Here is a 17739-nt window from a genome sequence, read left to right as displayed (position 1 = left end):
CCGTCTCAGCTGGCAGTCGGGCGAAACAAAGTCCGCGGCAGACCCAACGGTCGAGCGAGAATTAAGTTGCTTCCGCGACCAATGTCGATCTTCGTCGTTTGAATTGGGATGCGACCAAAAAGATCAGCAACCCTGTCCACACGAAAACGAAGCCAATCTTGCGCGACGTGTCGAGCGTCTCACCAAACAGGACATAGCCGACCAGGAACTGCAACGTCGGGCCGATGTATTGCAAGATTCCCATCAACGACAAGTCAACTCGTTGAACAGCCGCTGCGAAAAACGCCAGCGGCGCAATCGTGATCAATCCAGCACCGAGCAGCATCCCAAACTCGACCGATGTGCCCGTCTGCATCGTGGACACGCCGTCCGCCAATCTCATGCCCAGATAGATCGCTGCTGGAATCACCAGCACGGTGACCTCCAACATCAAACCAAGCAGCACGGGAAGCGAGGCCTTCTTCTTCACGAGGCCGTAGATCGCAAACGATGTCGCCATGGCCATCGAAACCCATGGCAAACCTCCATTGCCGATCGCCATCACCGACACACCAATGGCTGCGAACCCAACCGCCATCCACTGCGGCCACCGAAGTCGCTCGCCCAAGACGACGACCCCAAGCACCACGTTCAGCAGCGGGTTGATGTAATACCCCAGCGATGCTTCTAACACGCGATTGTTGTTGACCGCCCAAATGAACGCCAACCAATTGATCGCAATCATGACAGCGGCGATGACATAAATCGTCCACACGCGACGACTTCGAAGTTCGCGGAAGACAGCCGAGAACCCGCCCCAACGGCCCCGCCATAACATCACGGGCAACACCAAACCGAGCGTTACAAACGACCAAACAACTCGGTGGCAAACCAACTCCAAGGAATCTGCGCCGCCGATTTGTCGCCAGTAAATCGGAAACAAGCCCCACATTGTGTGAGCCAGCAGCGCGCACACCAATCCGATCTTGAGATCACGGCTGTGCGTGTCATTCGTCAGTTCAGCCACCCGCGTGACTCACGCTGGAATTCGCGTCGCTTAAAACAACGCTCGAATCCAACGTTTCACAAATTGACTGGGCCAATTGCTTGACGTGAGGATCCTGCACCATGCTGTGGTGATGGCCAGGAGTCGAAATCACGTCCGCACGATGGGCCAGGTGCGACCATCCACGATCAGCACTGCCCTCGGTTTCAAACGGCACGTCCGTCGGACGGAACAAAACGATTCGCGTCGGGATAGGTTGCATCTTGTACTGGGTGGTCAATTTCAAATGGTGATGGAACAAAGTTTTCAAGTCGTCGATCGCCCGAGCGGCCACGTCGGCCGGCGTGTTTTGATCGAGCACACCCAGCTTTTCCGCGTGTTGCCACAAGAACGGCAACTGCTCTTCACTCGGTAGTTGCAACAACTCATCCAACGACAAATCAATGCCGTATTCCAATCCCACATTGGTTTGATCTTCGGCGGGAACCAAATCGCTGGCGCCACTTGGAATCGACGAATCCAACAGAATCAATCCGTCGACTTCGTGCCCGTCAGCGATCAATTGCTGCGCAACTTCCATGGCAATGACCCCGCCCACCGACCATCCGCCAATCACATAAGGTCCCTCGGGTCGAACCGAGCGAATCGCTTCGACATATTCGGCTGCCATCGCCTGCATCGTGGGTGGCAACTCCTCTTTTCCGTGCAATCCCCGAGCTCGAATCGCGTACATCGGTTGGTCGTCTGGAAGGTGCGCCGCTAGTTCTCGGTAGCACACCACGATCCCACCGGGTGGGTGGACCATGAACAGCGGAGCCCGATCGCCAGTGACCTTGAGCGGTGCCAGCAATTCATTCAGCCCGTTATTTCGCTGGTTCGATTCGTCGGCATAGAACAACACCGAAGACTCTCCGAACCGACGTGACAATTCGCTTGGATAGAGCGAAGCCAACCGTTCGGCCATTGCGGAAATATCGGCAAGATCGAACAACAGCGAAGACGGAACGTCGACGCCCAAATCTTCGCTCAACCGGTTCGTCAACATTGCCGCCTGAAGCGAACTGCCGCCGAACTCGAAGAAGCTCTGATTGATCCCAATCGAATGCACTCCCAGCACGTCGGTCCACCGATCGGCAAGATGCCGCTCCAGATCGGTTCTCGGAGGCTGATGAGCGGTGAGATCAGATGCGTCCAACGCGAGTTCGGGCAGAGCGTTCAGATCCACTTTTCCGCTCGCGGTCATGACGAACGATTCGACGTGTTGCATATGCGCCGGTCGCTTGTACGGCGGCAAATGCTCGGCAACGTGATGCTGCAATGACAGCACAACGTCACTCCAAGCTGCCTGTTGTACCGGCCGACCGTTCGCGTTCTCTTTCATCGCTGAGTCAATCGCATCCAACTGAACGAATGCAATCAACTTGGTCGACTCAGAGTCACCGATTTCGCGAGGCACCACGGCCACCTGCGCGACCGAGGGATGATCCCGCAGAATGGTTTCGATTTCGGTAGGTTCGATGCGATAACCACCGACTTTAAGCTGCCGATCCATGCGTCCCAACACTTCGACCAATCCATCAACACGGCGGCGGCCTTGATCACCAGTCAGGTAGGCTCGCCTTCCGTCCGTCAACGTAACGAATCGTTGCTTGGTCAAGCCTTCATCGCCGAGATATCCGTCCGCCAAACCTGCTCCAACCAACGCAATTTCGCCCGCAAACGTCGGCGCGACTTCACGACGGTTCTCATCCACCACAACTGCGTCGGTGTGATCAGCAGGCAAACCAACTGGAATCCGACGACGAGAATTCACATCGTTGATGCGGTACGCGGTCGCTTCCACCGCGGCTTCGGTTGGCCCGTAGCAATTCCAAATCTGAGCTTCGCTGCTACGACGAATCAGCCGTGGCAAACTTTCCGGCATCGCCTCGCCACCAATCCAAACATGGCGGAGTGAGTGACAGTGAGCGAACTTACGATGAGACGCGATCAAATCGATCCAAGACGGCACCCCGACCAGAACCGTCACCTCGTCGCGAATGATTTGCTCCACGACCGAGTCGATGTCGGCCACTCGATCCGCGTCCGGCCAAATCACTTCGGCACCCTGCGAATAAGCGAACAGCGTCATCCCCAACCCCGCATCGAACTGATGCGACAAGGGCATCAACATTTTGTCAGAGGTAGTCAACGGCGTGATCCGACCGCGCCAACGCAACGTATTCGCGATTGCACCGTGCGAAACGACGACACCCTTTGGCACGCCAGTCGTCCCCGATGTGTAAATCACATAGGCAGCGTCATCCGGCACGATAGCGTGAGTTTTGGATTTCCCATTGGCCGATGACTTGCCGTTCCCATTTGATGCACCGTTCTGCGAACTCGTCAATTGGTCCCAAGTCAACGTCTGCAATCCAGAAGTCCGATTGCCGATGGGCTCATCCACGACCAATGTATTGGCACCTGTTTGCTCAAGCACCAAATCCAGCATCACAGATGGCCGAGTGGCGTCCAAAGGAATTGGAATCGCCCCAATTTGCTGCAAGGACAGAATCAAATCCATCGCCCGCTTCCCAGGCCTTGCGAGCACAGGCACGTGATTGCCGGCTTCCACGTGATGCGATCGCAAACTCCGAGCAATCACCTCTCGAGTCGCCATCGAACCCGGAACAACTGGATCGGATGTCCCCGGCAGCGAAGGACTGGCTGGCTTCAATTTTGGCGAACGGAACAACCGATTGAATGATCGACCGCCGTTGTGTCCAACTGAAACGCTCTCTCGGGAATCTGAGGTCGCCACCTTGGTTGGCCTATTCGCACCATCGACGATCAAGGCGTTTAACGTCTGAGGTTCGTTCCTCGCAGCACCGTTTCGCAATCCATTCGATTGCACTTTGCCAGACTTGGCAGTCTCAACAGCCTGGACCGTTTCGATCAACGCATTCGGGTCGGCAACCAACTTTGCGAGTAACGCAACGAACTGATCTGACATCGCCCGCATGGTGTCGGCTTCGTACAAATCCTCGCAATAGACGATCATCCCGACGAGGTGATCGCCTGTCATTTCGAAGATGAACTCCAAATCGTAATGACAGGTTTGATGCGGGACGGGGAAACTCTCCTGCCTCAATCCCGCCACTTCTTTGACTTCAGTCGCCGACGGGAACAAGTAACCCGCACGACCTTCCTCCTCTCGCACATGAGCTTTCTCAAACGTGCAAGAAACTTGAATCAGTGGGCTTCGTCCTGTGTCTCGTGGCGGATCCACATCACGGACAATTTGGGCAAACGGATACTCTTCGTTCTGCATCGAATCGACCAAGCGATCGCCTGCACGCCGCACCAAATCGACGAACGATGGGTTGCCGGAAACGTCCGCGACCAACGGCAACATATTCACGAAGAACCCAACTGTGTCTTCCAAGTCCGAATACGTTCTTCCCGCGAATGGACTTCCGATAACAAACTTTTCTTGTCCGCTGGCCTGTTTCAACATCACCTGAAGAGCCGCCATGACCACCGATGAGGATGTCACTTGAGCCTGTTTGGCAACTTGATTGATCGCCGCACCGACTTCATCACCGCATTCGATCCCAACGACTTTGGCAGCCTGAGTGAACGTGGTCGGACGAACGCGATCGGTAGGCACTTCCAGTACTTTGGGTACATCCGCCAGCGTCGACGCCCAATACTCTTTCAAAGATTGGCCTCGTTGCGAATTCAACAAGTGACGCTGACGCAGGACCAACTCAAAGTAGTCTTTTTCCGGCGGAACAATGGCGGGAACGTCGCCGGACAGAAACTGCGGGTAGAACTGTTTGATCTCACCCAAAATCAAAATCAACGACCAAAAATCGACCACGATGTGATGCGTCGTCGCGACAACAACCCAATCGTCTTCCGCCAATCGGAACAGACGCGTTCGCATCATCGGTCCGTTCTGCAAATCAAACGGTCGCTGGGTTTCCTCGATCACCGATTGAAGCAACTCATCTTCATCTCTGACGCGCCCGTTCGTCGTTGACCAATCCTCAACAACAAACTCCGGCTTTAATTCGTCATGCACAATTTGCTGAAGCTCACCAGAAGAATCAGTGAAAGTCGTTCGCAACGCCGCGTGGCGTTGCACGACACTTTCCATCGACTTCTGCAACGCTTCGACATCCAGCGGTGACCTCAAACGAGTCGGCAGGAAGACGTTGAATGCCGTCCCGTTTCGATTGCGTCGAAACGCGTACCAAAGCCCCGTTTGCTGATCGGACATCGGATAGCACTGACGATTTTGCATCGCCGGGTCATCCGCGATTTCCTCTTGAGCGACCGCACCAACCTGCATCGGCACGCCAGCCGAGTCGCCCGTTTCCATCGCCAACGATTCGCTCAGCGTCTCGATCAACGACCGCAAGCTCGATCCTCGCATCAAGGCGCCGATTTGCAGCTTCAGTTGCAGTTGGCCTTCGATCCAGTTGCGAAGCTCAACCGCCATCAACGAGTCCAACCCCATCTCCAGCAATGGCCGATCGGCATCCAACTCCGCAACGTTGCCGCCCAGCAATGAAGCCAGCTTCACCGACACGACTTCGGTCAAACACCGCTCACGATCCGAAGCGGGGATCTGACGCAGTGACTCACCGTTGATGGTCTGCTCGGCGTCGCTGCCTCCGCGAATCAAATGTGCAAATCGAGGCGAGACATCTTTGGTCAACCCCAACCCTCGCCAGCGACTCCAATCCATCCGCAACACACTGCACTGAGTGGCTCCACGATGCAGCGCACGAGCCAGGCATTCGGTCGCTTCGGATGACGAAAAATCAAGCACACCTTGGCGTCTCAATCGCTCGCTCAACTCTTCTCGCTCGGCCAAGTAGCCGACTTCGCCGAGGTGTCCCCAATTGACCACCGTCGCGGGCAATCCAGACACTCGGCGATGATGAGCCAACCCGTCCAGCAACGCATTCGCCGCGGAGTAATTGGCTTGTCCGGCGTGACCAAACACACTGGACAACGACGAGAACAAAATGAACTGATCCAACACACGATCGCGAGTGGCTTGGTGCAAATTCCATCCACCAAGAACCTTTGGCCACAAGACACGGTCCAAGGTCTCCCGGTCCAAGTCGACGATCATCTTGTCTTCCAGCACCATCGCCGTGTGCAACACACCACGCAATGGTGGCAACTCTTCATCAATGTGATCCAGCGTCCGCTGTATGTCGTCCGGATCGGTGATATCGCAAGGCAGAACAACCACCTGAGTCCCTCGCGATCGCATCTGCTCAATCACCGGCACGGCTTGTTCGCGAATCGTCTTGCTTCTGCCGCTCAACACCAACGTGCCGGCACCAGACTCGGACATCCAATCCGCGACTCGCAAACCAAAACCACCCAGTCCACCAGCCAACCAATACGTGCCATCAGCACGAAACTCAATTGCGTTCTCATCGCGTGCTCGCACTTTGGCGGGTGGAGCGGTGTAGTCGACAATCACTTTGCCAATGTGCTTGGCCTGCTGCATGAAGCGGAACGCGGCCGTGGCCTCCGAAGCTTCGAATCGCTTGGGGACATGTCCGCGATAAACTTGCGAATTGAACTTTTGCACCACGTCTCGCAAACGCTTGCCCATTCGCAAGGCGTGCTGTTGAAACAATTGATCCAGATCAATCGCAAAGAAAGCAAGGTTGTTGCGGAGCGGGTACATCCCCAAAGACTGATCCGAATAGATATCGCGTTTGCCGATTTCTAAGAAACGGCCGCCGACACGAAGCAAACTCATCCCAGCCGGAATCGCCTCACCCGGAAGCGAATTCAATATCGCATCGATCCCCGGTTCGCCACGAGCCTCGGTCAAATTCGCGATCTCGGAAACAAAATTCAGCGAACGAGAATCGTGCACGTGCTCGACGCCCATCGATCGCACGTGATCGCGTTTGAGATCGCTCCCCGCTGTCGCGAAAATTTCGACGCCCAACTCTTGAGCCACCTCGATCGCAGCCAACCCCACACCGCCACTGGCGGCATGAATCAAGATCGACTCGTCGTTCCTCAACCGAGCACAAGTGCTCATTGCATGGTCCGCCGTCAACCATGCCACCGGGATCGCCGACGCATCGACAAGGTCAATTGCCTCGGGAGCTTTGGCCACCAACGCGGCGTTGACCAGCACATGCGTCGCGAATCCACCGGGTGCGACCGCAATGACTTCATCGCCAATCGCGAATTCGTCGACCCGTTCTCCAACTGCCGTGACGGTGCCGCTGACTTCCGCGCCCAACGCAACTGGCCCGGGTGGCAACCCAGGATACAAGTCCAGCACCTTCATCACGTCACTGAAGTTCAACCCCGCTCCAGCGACCTCTATTTCAACTTCGCCCACATTTGGAGCGGTCCGGCCATAGGCTTGATGCTTCAATTCATCGACGCCCGATGCAGCCCCTTTCGTCAAACGGCACGCAGGTCGCTCGCCCGGTGATACCTGCGTCAATTGACATTCCCGATGTGTGTCGGGCACGAAACGGTGCACATAACGCACGCCATCGCGAAGCATCACTTCGTCTTCTGAGTCATCGCGAGCCCACTCGGCCGCCAGACCTTCCAACGGAAAATTGGCAGCCGGGTCGCAATCAACTAGACGCGTTTGCAGCGATCCAATTTCGCTGACGATCACTCGGCCAATTCCGACCAAAGGCATTTGAATCGCAGCAACGGGCTGATCCAATTCGTCGCCCGACTGAGCCCCCAATGTCACGATGGTGAACCGGCTCGCAGGCCGATCGGACATCGCTTCCCAGCTCTGAACCAAGTGCAGCGGAGCCCGTGTGGTCATCAACGTGCTGTCACGCAGCGCATCGCTGGCGTCTCTCGGCGACATCGCTTCCAAAGAAAGCGGGTCCAATGCATCGATGGCCCACAAATAAACCAAATGCCAGTTGTTGCCTGGCTTGTTGATCCCAAGCTCATCCCACAACCGCGAAAACGATTGCAGATCGTCGGCGTCGACCCAATAACAGTTCGGGTCAGCCGAAACACCACCGTTGAACTGTTCCGCTCGTTGAGTTGCATCATCGATGGGATGCACCCAAATGAAATCTTCGCGAGATTTCCCCCAACCTCGAACGAGCTCATCCGCCAAATCCGCCGGCGAGAAAACGACGATTCTCTCGTCCGCTGCAATGGAAACGTCTTCCGACTCGTCGGCCTGCCAACGATACCGATACATCAGATCCTTGGTCGACTGTTCGCTCTCTGCGCCCACCCGGCGGCTCTCAAATCCGACAATCGATCCAACGTGTGTTCCGTCTTCGAGATAGAGATCCAGATCCGCCAAGAGGCGATGTTCCGTTTTCAGGCGGATCTTCGCATGCACGGTGAGCGGGCAATCCAGTCCCGCTGATGCAATAGCCTCGACATCGACTTGGATGTCTTCAATTTCATGTGGCAAGTACAACCCGCCCGGCGAACGACCGAACAGCGGATCGCAAACGACCATCGCATGAAAGCAACTGTCCAGCACAGCGGGATGCACCAAATACAGCGATCCCTCCGCATCAAAAGCGGGCGTGCGAACGGACTCATCCAACTGCACCGTAGCAATCGACTCACCATCGCGACGAACGCCTTCACGAATGCCCTGGAACGCGGAACCGTAGTTCAACCCAATGGACCGGCAGTACTTATAGCAATCATCGGTGCTGAATGTTTGCTGACACCGTGCTCGGCCCGCGTCTAAGTCCGCTCGCTTGGCATCACCATCGATCGGCGAAGGAGTCCCGTGGGTTGCCGCTAGCAATGATGTCCACGCATCGCCGGGAATCTCGCCATATCGAATTCCAATCGAGCGACGATCACCGGCCAACGAGGTTTCCAGTCGGTGCGGCTGTGATTCGTCCAAGATCAACGCATTGAGCAACTGCAATCGCTGAAGCCGGATCCGCGTTGGTTCGGGATCGCCCACCACTTCGCTGGCCCGCGACAACACCGACCGCGTTCCCGACAAAGCCATCTCGATTCCGGCCGCCGCCGGGAACATCGCTGCGCTACGAACGCGGTGATCGAGCAAATAGGCTTGATTGTCGCCATCAACTCGGCCGCGAAAAACGGGGTCGGCTGATGGGTCGGCGTCACCGAGCAATGGGTGCGCAGACGCCGTCAAACGACAACGATGCGATTGCTCGGATTCTTGCCACAACGATTGTCGCTGCATTGGATAGAGCGGCAACTCCGCTCGTTCACTTGGCCGTGGAACCAATCCAGACCAGTCGAGATCAAACCCGTATGAGAACAGGTCGCTGACTCCATCGAGCCACTGGTTTTCGTCCTCGTCAAACAACTCCGAATCACTCGAACTTCCATCCGACTTCGGTCGACGGGCCGTCGCAATCAACTGGATGTTCTGGGTCGTGTGGCCATAGCATTCCGTCGTCGCGAAAGCCAACACCGGGTGCGGCCCAAGCTCAATGCCGACTCCGTGACCCGCTTCGGCAGCCGTCATCACCGCGTCGGCAAACCGAACGCCATTCCGAACATTGGTCCACCAATAATCACCCGCCAAGGAATCCGATTCGACGATCGCTCGTCCCGTCACTGTCGAAATCATCGGGGTGTGCAGAGGCCGAGTCTGTATCCCGTCGAGCGATCGCAACAATTCGTCGCGAACCGGATCCATTTGCGGACTGTGGAATGCATACTCCACCGCCAAACGCCTGCAGAAGATCCCATCGTCTTCAATCGAAGTCGCCAAGCGTTCGATCGCGTCGCTGTCACCGGACAAAGTGATCGAAGCGGGACCGTTGACCGCCGCGATGGCAACAGACTCTGGCATTCGTGGATCAACACTCGCAAGATTCGCGATCCTTCGTTCGGCTTCCTTTTCAGTCAGCCCCACTGCGATCATCGCACCACGACTGGTTGCCAAATCCATCGTCCGGCCGCGATGAATCGCCACTCGGCAAGCGTCCGCGAAATCCAACCCACCAGACAAGTGAGCCGCCGCGATCTCGCCGACGCTGTGCCCGATGATCAAACTCGGCCGCACACCCACCGAAGCCCACATGGCGGCTTGAGCGACTTGAATTGCAAACAAAGCTGGCTGCGCAATCGAAGTGCGATTCATGCGAGTCGTTTCCGAGTCGCGATGAAGCTCTTCGATCAGCGACCAATCCGACACATGCTTTTGAAACTCACCGTCGATCCGCTCGATGGTCTGCCGAAACACCATGTTGTCTCGATAAAGCCCACGTCCCATCGCCCACCACTGCGGTCCCTGACCACAGCACAAAAACACAATCCCCTTGGATCGATCTTCGCTGGGCAATCGTGACGGTACGGCGGGAGCTTCGTTCGTGCTTCCGTCGGTCAACAACGATTTGGACAAATGGCTCAGTTCGTCTTGCAGCGATTCCAGATCATCGCCGAGGACCAAAGTGCGGACGTCATGATGCGTTCGTTGATGAGCCGCGACGGCGGCGACCGCCGCCATGTCGAGTTTTTTGTCGTTAGATTCTGCTTGTTTGGTCAGCCATCCATTCCAATGCTCAGCAACCTTCGCCAGCGACTTGCGATCGGTCGCTGAGACAGGCAAAACGATCGCCTTGGTGCTCCGCTCTTGTTTGTTTCCCCGCTCCGATCCGGCATGACCTTCACCTGATCCACCAACAACCGAAACGCTCGATTTCTTACGCCTTGGAGCTTCCTCGACGATCACATGGCCGTTGGCTCCGCCATAACCGAACCCATTGATGCCCGCGATTCGTGCCGCACCCTCAGCATTCCAAGTCTCCAGTTCAGTCGGAATTCGCAGGTTCCAACCACGAAGATCGATCTCTGGATTGGGCGTCTGCAAATGCAAGTGAGGCGGGATAGCTTGATGATGCATCGACAACGCGACTTTGATCAAGCTCGCGATTCCGGCACCGGCCTCCAAGTGGCCAATGTTGGTTTTGACCGAACCAATCCGACACGGCGATTCGCGGTTTTGATTGCTCGAAGCGATGACACGCCCCAAAGCCCCTGCTTCGATTGGATCCCCGACGGAGGTTCCGGTTCCGTGAGCTTCGAAGTATTGCACGTCGGAGGGATCCACCTCGGCCAACTCGCAAGTGCGTTTGACCAAACGCTCTTGCTGTTCGCCACTCGGAACGGTCAACCCAGGCGTTCGTCCGTCCTGGTTCAGAGCCGTCGCTCGGATCGCACAGTAGATCCGGTCGCCATCCTTCTGCGCCTCGCGGAGTGGTTTCAACATCACCATTCCAGCGCCTTCACTCCGCGCATAACCGTTGGCGCGCGAATCAAATGTCTTGCAACGACCATCGGGCGAAAGCACGCCAAGTTGGCTGAATGCGACATAGAAGTCGGGCATGATCAGCGCGTTGACGCCCCCGGCCAGCGCCGTTTCGGCTTCGCCGTTCCAAATCGCTTGGCAAGCCATGTGAAGCGCAACCAAGGACGATGAACACGCGGTATCAACGGCAACACTCGGGCCTCGCAAATCAAAGCAATATGAAATACGGTTGGCTGCGATGCTGCTGGAGGATCCCGTGTTGGTGTAGGGCCCCAGTTCACCGCGATCTTCAAAGCTCAAACTGGCGACCGCATAATCAATGCTGCTGATGCCAGTGAACACAGCGACGGGGCGACCAGCCAACGATCCAAGCGGCGCACCTCCGTCTTCCATCGCCCGATAAGCGACCTCCAACAACATGCGTTGCTGCGGATCCATCGCTGCCGCTTCGCGAGGCGAGATCCCGAACAACGTTGGATCGAACTGGTCAATGCCGCGAACGTAGCCGCCCCATTGGCTTTGGGTTTTGCCCGGCAATGGCTCACCAGGGCGATAGAACTTCTGCAAGTTCCAACGGTCCTCGGGCGTTTTGGAGATGGCATCCTTTCCCGATGCCAACAGATCCCAAAAGGAGGACGGATCATTCGCATCCCCTGGGAAGCGGCAACCGATGCCCACAACGGCAAGTGGTTCGTTCCTCACGCCAGTCCCTGTCTTCAAAAGTTTCGTAGCTGTCATTTGTCAATCGCTCACCGGTCATCCTTGGTGGCGGAGGGCATCCGTCGGTCGCATCTGCGACGCACGCCATATGGGCAACGATGCCCCCAAAATTCCTATCCCCAAACCAACCGCCACTCCGCGAACCCAGACATTCATGGCAATGGTCGGTTGCAACATTCCGCCTGTCGCTTCGCTGCCCGCCAACAGCTGCAACAACACACTCGCTCCGATTCCGCCTAAAACCGAAGCCAACAGCGCCAGCATCACTGACTCGCAAAGGATCACGCCCGCGATTCGTTTTGCCGGCCACCCAATCGCTCGCAAGATTCCAATTTCGCCGGTCCGTTCCAATACGCTGGTCATCATCGTGTTGAGCGTTCCGATTGCACCGACCAAGAGTGCGATCGTCGATGTCATCCAAGCCATCGCGCCGGCCAGTTGCATCCGCGTGTCCGATCGAACGAATTCATCCGTGGCCAACGGCAACAACTTCGCATCCACCGCCGTAATCCGTTCCACGACCGAGCCGACCTGGATCGCTTCGATGGACTCATCCAATACCACGTTGATGTAAGTGATTTGGCCGTCTCGTCCGGTCAACTCCTGGAGTTGCTGCAGCGGCACGATCATGGATCCGTTTTCCCAAACGCTTCCGCTTTGGAAAACTCCCGCGACCTCGAATGGCTCATCGAACAAGTTCAGGGTCGAACCAGGTTCACAGTCCAATCGTCCGGCCAAATTCTCACCCAGAAAGACCTGTCCAATTGCGTCGGCATTGTCGATTGTCTCTTGATCTGCAACACGCATTTCGTAATCGGTGAACAACCACGAATCGGTTCTCATCCCCATCGCCGGTATTCCGTACACCTGTTGGTCTTCCGCTGACAAAGTTTCCAGCAAGACTCCCGCCGCATCGGCGACCCCTTCGACCGAAGTGACGTCCGCGACATAAGCCTCTTCCAACGAACTGCTCAGCCGATCCGCCGATCCTTGCCGTGAAACAACGACGTCGACGCGGTGCGATTCATAGACGCCTCGAAATGATTCGGTGAACCCTTCGGCCACGCCCAACAAAGCCATCACCGAACCGATCGCCGTGGCCAAGGCCATCAGCGTCAGTCCCGTTCGCAGCGGTCGCCGCCACAGGCCTTTGAGCACGAAACCAAAGTAGGTCAACGGATTACCTGGAAGTCAAAAATGAAACAATGGACGAACGATTCGATGACAGATGCAGATAACGACCGCGCCAACACGGATGGGCAACGTGCCACACGGCAAACTGATGTGGAGCAAACACGGCCAAGATCGGGCGATCATTCACCTTCGACCGCGGGTCAAACGGACGACAAAAAGGCCTAAATTCGGTGGTTTAAAGGTACCACTGATCGTCCGATCACGAAAACCCTCTGAAATTTGGCTATCGTAGTGACGACGCTGCAGCGTCCCCTCCCCAAATCCCCTGTCCCCCCGCAAGTGACCCCATGCCGAGTTTCACACTCAAATTTCCTTCGCCGCGAAAATCTCGCTTGAAAGCCTCTGGTCTGTCAGCCACGTCCGCCGTACTCGCCGGATGGGCCCTTCTCTTCCCTTCCATCGTCACAGCCCAAACCCGTGGGCCAGTTGAAAACGCCGCCAAACAAGAACGTTTTCATATCACAGCACGTGCTTCTGAGATCGATCCGCGGGTGAAGGCGTACCCCGAAATCAACTTTTTGATCGAGGATGCGAAGGGAAAACCCGCAGATCAACAACAAGCGATGTTCAATCCGAACGTCAATTCGCGAGGCCAATTGGTGATCTGGTTGATGGGTCACAATTCACAGTTGTTCGAGAAATTGGGCGACTATGGCCTGCACGCGATCCGAGTCCACTACGCCAACAAGTGGTTCAGTATTTGTTGCCAGGAAACTCCCGTTCCGCCGACCTGTCGCGGGAACATGCGATTGGAAGCCGCCACGGGCGAGGACTACACCGACGAAGTTGACCTGGCTAAACCGGACGGGATGTCGGAACGAGCGTTTCAGTTTGTCCGTTGGCTGGCCGAGAAAAACTCCCCCGGGAACTGGGGCCAATTCTTCAACGAAGACCGAACCGACCTGAACTGGGACAAAGTCATCGTGGCCGGCAGCTCTCACGGGTCGACCACCGCTTCGCGATTCGCCAAGCACCAACGGGTCGCTCGCGTCGTCGCCCTATGTGGACCGCGAGATCAGCATCAAAACTGGCAAGCCCTTCCGTCCGCAACGCCGCCGAACCGCTACTTCGCGTTCTCGCACGTGTTGGACGGTGGTTGGGTCGATGACCACTATTGCCGCAGCTGGGAAATGCTCGGACTCAACGCTTTCGGTCCGATTGTCAACGTCGACGAACAAGCTCCTCCTTACGGACACACTCGTCGTTTGATCACGGACTTCGATGTCAACGGAGACGCCAGACGAGCCCACAGCAGCGTGCAACCGGGACGCTCGGCCGCCAAGGATCCCAAAACCGGCGAGTACAAACACGAAGCGGTCTGGCGATACCTCTTCACTCATCCCGTCGACCAAGTCGGAACGCCGGTCGATCGTGATCCCGACTGCACTCACGATCAAAAACAGTGATTGCCGTTTGATCTGGCTGCCGTGCGGCGAGCGAGTGTGCTCAGCGACTCGATCGCTGCTCGGCGAGAAGTCGTTCATAGAGTTCGATGTGACGCTTGATCATGGCATCGAGCGAGAATTCGGTGATGATTCGTTGCCGAGCGAGGTTTGCAACTCGATCGCATTCGGCTGGGTTTTTCAGTGCGGCCAGACTCCGACGAACCAATGCCGCTTCGTCACCAACCGGGAACAACCATCCGGTTTCGTCTTCAATGACCAAGTCTCGGTTGCCAGGAATGTCAGAAGCGATCACGGGCACGCCAGCCAACATCGCTTCGATCACCGCATTGCTTTGGCCTTCGTACTCACTCGCGATCCAGAATTGGTCCGCGTGAGGCAGCAATTCCGCGATGTCGTCCCGTTGCCCGGCAAACCGCACATGCAACGGAGCTGAAACAGCGTCACGGTGTCGAACCAACTCTTCTCGCTGTGGTCCATCACCGATGAGCACCAACGTCGTGGCGCCATGAGCCGTTGCGAGAAGTTCACCCGCCCAGATCAAATCGCGAATTCTTTTTTGGGGCCACAACCTTCCAACGGCCACCATCAAGCGACGATCCGGCAGCACATCGAGACGACGCAAGGCCTCCTCACGATCGATCGCGACATTTCGGTTCGTTTCGACTGACTCGACGCCGTTGGGAATGACCACGAACTGCGCCGGATCCAATCCATTGGCAACATAGAAATCTTGGACGCCGGAACTGTTCGTCGTAATCGCATGCGAGACATTCTGCAGTCGGCGATCGATTCGGAAATGCCAGCTTGTCTTCCAAGGGTCGACGCATCGCTCGCTGGCAATGATGACCGGAACACCGGCCCACTTGGCAGCCACGCGGCCAAAACTGTTTGCCGCAAAGAGCCACGTGTGAACAACGTCTGGAGCGAACTCGACAAGCCGCTTCTTCAACCGGAAGAGCGCTGTCGGATCGACCTTGAAACGCTTGCCGATCAAAACGACCGGAATGCTCGACTCCCGCAACTCCTCGCTTCGCGGCCCGTCTCGCGTCAACAAGAAAACACGAACATCGTGCCCAGCCGCGTGCAGCCCTTTCGCGAGCAGGACCACCTGTTTCTCGGCGCCACCGCGGTCCATGGTGGGAATGACCAAAGCAGTCTTCATGAGGCTTTCGGGCTGGGCATGTTTTGGTTGGGATTGGGACGCAGAATCGATTGCCAGAAAGTCAGTTCCTGTTCCAAGGGATGACGCCGCGAAAGATCCTTTGCAAGCTCGAAGGCGTGGTCTTTGGCCATTTCCAAATCACCCCAAACGGAACGAAATGCCTTGCGAAGCGTACTCGGCTTGGCCGGATCGTACCAAGCCAAGGAATCCAGAATGGATGGATCCAAATGCGTTTGCAAATAGTCTCGCGCTGCTGGCCGATCCGCGACAATGATCGGAATTCCAGCGGCCAGTGCGGCCGGGAATGTGGACCGCAATTGAGCGTCTTCGTTCTGGACGACCGCGTCAACGGAACGCCAAATCTCGGTCATGTCGGAGAACGACCCAGGAATCGCGACGACGCTGCGAACGCCTTCCGCCTTCAATTCGGAATGAACCCAATCGCGGATTTTCCCATCACCGAGGATCCAGATCCTCAAATCCTGATCGCGTGCGGCCAGGAACCTAGCACTTTGGACCAATGCTCCCACGCCACTTTTGGACGACGCCGGCCCGGACATTGGACCGCACCACAAAAGGACTCGCGAATCGAGATCGGTGGTCAGATCAAGGTTGATGCCGCGCAAACTTCGGCGTGCTGCATCGCGTTCTTCTTGCGTCACCGCGATTGGTCGATGAAATCCAATGGGTCGTCGCCGAAGCTTTTCCGCAGGGACTCCATGAGAAACCAAGAACCGATCTGTCTTGGCGTGTTCCGTGATCACAGCATCTAAACGACTGCAGGATTGAAGTGCACGTCGTCCACTTCGCGCGGTCTGGCACCACTCCGTGTCGGAGTCATCGCCCCAACCACCACACATAGCAACACCCACCGGCGAATCATCTCGCGGTGCTTCCGCAGCCGCTGACTCCATCGCGATGGAAATCGCTCGCGACTCCTCTCGCAGTTGATCGCAAACGATCGCGTCCAATCGCGGCATCCGTTCGACCAACCAGTGGCTCAGATGCCGAACGTAGCGCTGCGTCGACCAATCACCTCGCGGGGCCGAGGCCACACGGTGAACCTTCACATCGCCCAACATGATTTCGGTCGGCCATGTGTTGCCATGACGTGGCGTCACGACTTCCACCTGCATGCCCCAGTTCGCCAATCGCTGGGTCAAATCAAATGTTGCCGCGGCCGCTTCGTGTCGCCCCGCGCAGTGTGGCCAAAAATGCCGAGCGACGAACATCACCCGAGCCACACTCACTGGCGTGCCGTCGCTTCAATCTCGTCGGGTTCCAACACACCGATGAATGGCAAATTGCGATACATGTCGAGGTAGTCCAGACCGTAGCCAACCACGAACTCATCCGGGATTTCGAACGCGACGAAATCAGGCTTCGGACCGATCTGCTTTGGCCGCAACTTCTTCAGCAGCACCGCCGTCGAAACACTCGAGGCTCCCATCTCGGCGATTGCTGCGCTGAGTTTGGTCAGGGTGGCTCCCGTGTCATAGATATCGTCCACCAACAACACATCGCGATTCTGCACATCGATCAGCATTTTGGAATCGATCTCCAATTTGCCCGCTTGAGTTCCACCGCGATAACTCGACGCGTGAATCACGCCGACCCGCTGTGGCATCGACAACCGGCGAATCAAATCCGCGAACAACACCAATGATCCGGTCATCACAGCAACTACCGTGATGGGACGGCCGCCATAGTTGGAATCGATTTCCTTGGCCAACTTGGAAACGCCGTCATCGAGCTGGGATTCGTCAATCAGCGTTCGCATGGCGGGTCAAAGTGAAATCGAGGTTCGAAGAAGATCAGAGCGGGCAACGCGATTGAATGTCGCGCGACGAGTGTTAAATGGTTCCGATTGCGCAAACCGGCGAAACGGCATCAAATTTCCCGATCGAGTCACCCCTGATGCGGGAACGTGGTCGATCGATGCCAGGCCGGGATTTGATCCGAAGGTAAGTGCTGGGTCGTTTCCATCGGCAACCCA

The 17739-nt window shown here is 56.6% G+C and carries 7 protein-coding genes; 1 reads left to right on the top strand and 6 read right to left on the bottom strand.

The window, feature by feature from the left end; all coding sequences use genetic code 11:
* Positions 1-61: 61 nt before the first annotated feature.
* From rarD to CEE69_RS14110, 3 genes are read right to left on the bottom strand one after another with little or no spacing between them, the layout of a single operon-like run.
* Complete coding sequence (gene rarD / locus CEE69_RS14120; protein WP_099261282.1) at positions 62-1006, bottom strand: EamA family transporter RarD; 945 nt, start codon at positions 1004-1006, stop codon at positions 62-64.
* On the bottom strand, positions 999-11999 hold the full coding sequence (locus CEE69_RS14115) for a type I polyketide synthase (protein ID WP_233215223.1): 11001 nt from the start codon (positions 11997-11999) through the stop codon (positions 999-1001). Before CEE69_RS14115 ends, rarD begins: the two co-directional genes overlap by 8 nt.
* 18 nt (positions 12000-12017) lie before the next feature.
* Positions 12018-13157 (bottom strand): ABC transporter permease, encoded by a 1140-nt coding sequence (locus CEE69_RS14110; RefSeq protein ID WP_099261281.1) that lies wholly within the window; start codon positions 13155-13157, stop codon positions 12018-12020.
* Between the two features lie 305 nt (positions 13158-13462).
* On the opposite strand from CEE69_RS14110, the gene CEE69_RS14105 reads away from it, so the two are divergent.
* Complete coding sequence (locus CEE69_RS14105; protein WP_099261280.1) at positions 13463-14581, top strand: alpha/beta fold hydrolase; 1119 nt, start codon at positions 13463-13465, stop codon at positions 14579-14581.
* 40 nt (positions 14582-14621) lie between these two features.
* Here CEE69_RS14105 and CEE69_RS14100 read toward each other — a convergent pair whose 3' ends face one another.
* Genes CEE69_RS14100 through hpt form a run of 3 tightly spaced genes read right to left on the bottom strand, consistent with a single transcriptional unit; the run spans position 14622 to position 17523 of the window.
* Positions 14622-15743: a glycosyltransferase family 4 protein gene (locus CEE69_RS14100; RefSeq protein ID WP_099261279.1), complete on the bottom strand. Its 1122-nt coding sequence runs from the start codon at positions 15741-15743 to the stop codon at positions 14622-14624.
* Entirely contained in the window at positions 15740-16993 is a 1254-nt protein-coding gene (locus tag CEE69_RS14095) for a glycosyltransferase (RefSeq protein WP_233215221.1), read from the bottom strand. Before CEE69_RS14095 ends, CEE69_RS14100 begins: the two co-directional genes overlap by 4 nt.
* Positions 16990-17523, bottom strand: coding sequence for a hypoxanthine phosphoribosyltransferase (hpt, locus tag CEE69_RS14090; protein WP_099261278.1), 534 nt, complete (start codon positions 17521-17523; stop codon positions 16990-16992). The genes CEE69_RS14095 and hpt overlap by 4 nt, the downstream gene beginning before the upstream one ends.
* Positions 17524-17739: the final 216 nt, after the last annotated feature.

Source organism: Rhodopirellula bahusiensis (assembly GCF_002727185.1).
GTDB classification, from domain to species: Bacteria; Planctomycetota; Planctomycetia; order Pirellulales; family Pirellulaceae; genus Rhodopirellula; species Rhodopirellula bahusiensis.
The sequence above is the reverse complement of the archived record's forward strand: the minus strand, read 5'-3'. Positions and strand labels throughout refer to the sequence as shown.

What these genes read in the sequence shown, in the direction of transcription:
- CEE69_RS14115 (WP_233215223.1), bottom strand. Translation starts at nt 11,999, where the DNA reads ATGACAGCTACGAAACTTTTGAAGACAGGGACTGGCGTGAGGAACGAA.
- CEE69_RS14105 (WP_099261280.1), top strand. Translation starts at nt 13,463, where the DNA reads ATGCCGAGTTTCACACTCAAATTTCCTTCGCCGCGAAAATCTCGCTTG.
- CEE69_RS14100 (WP_099261279.1), bottom strand. Translation starts at nt 15,743, where the DNA reads ATGAAGACTGCTTTGGTCATTCCCACCATGGACCGCGGTGGCGCCGAG.
- hpt (WP_099261278.1), bottom strand. Translation starts at nt 17,523, where the DNA reads ATGCGAACGCTGATTGACGAATCCCAGCTCGATGACGGCGTTTCCAAG.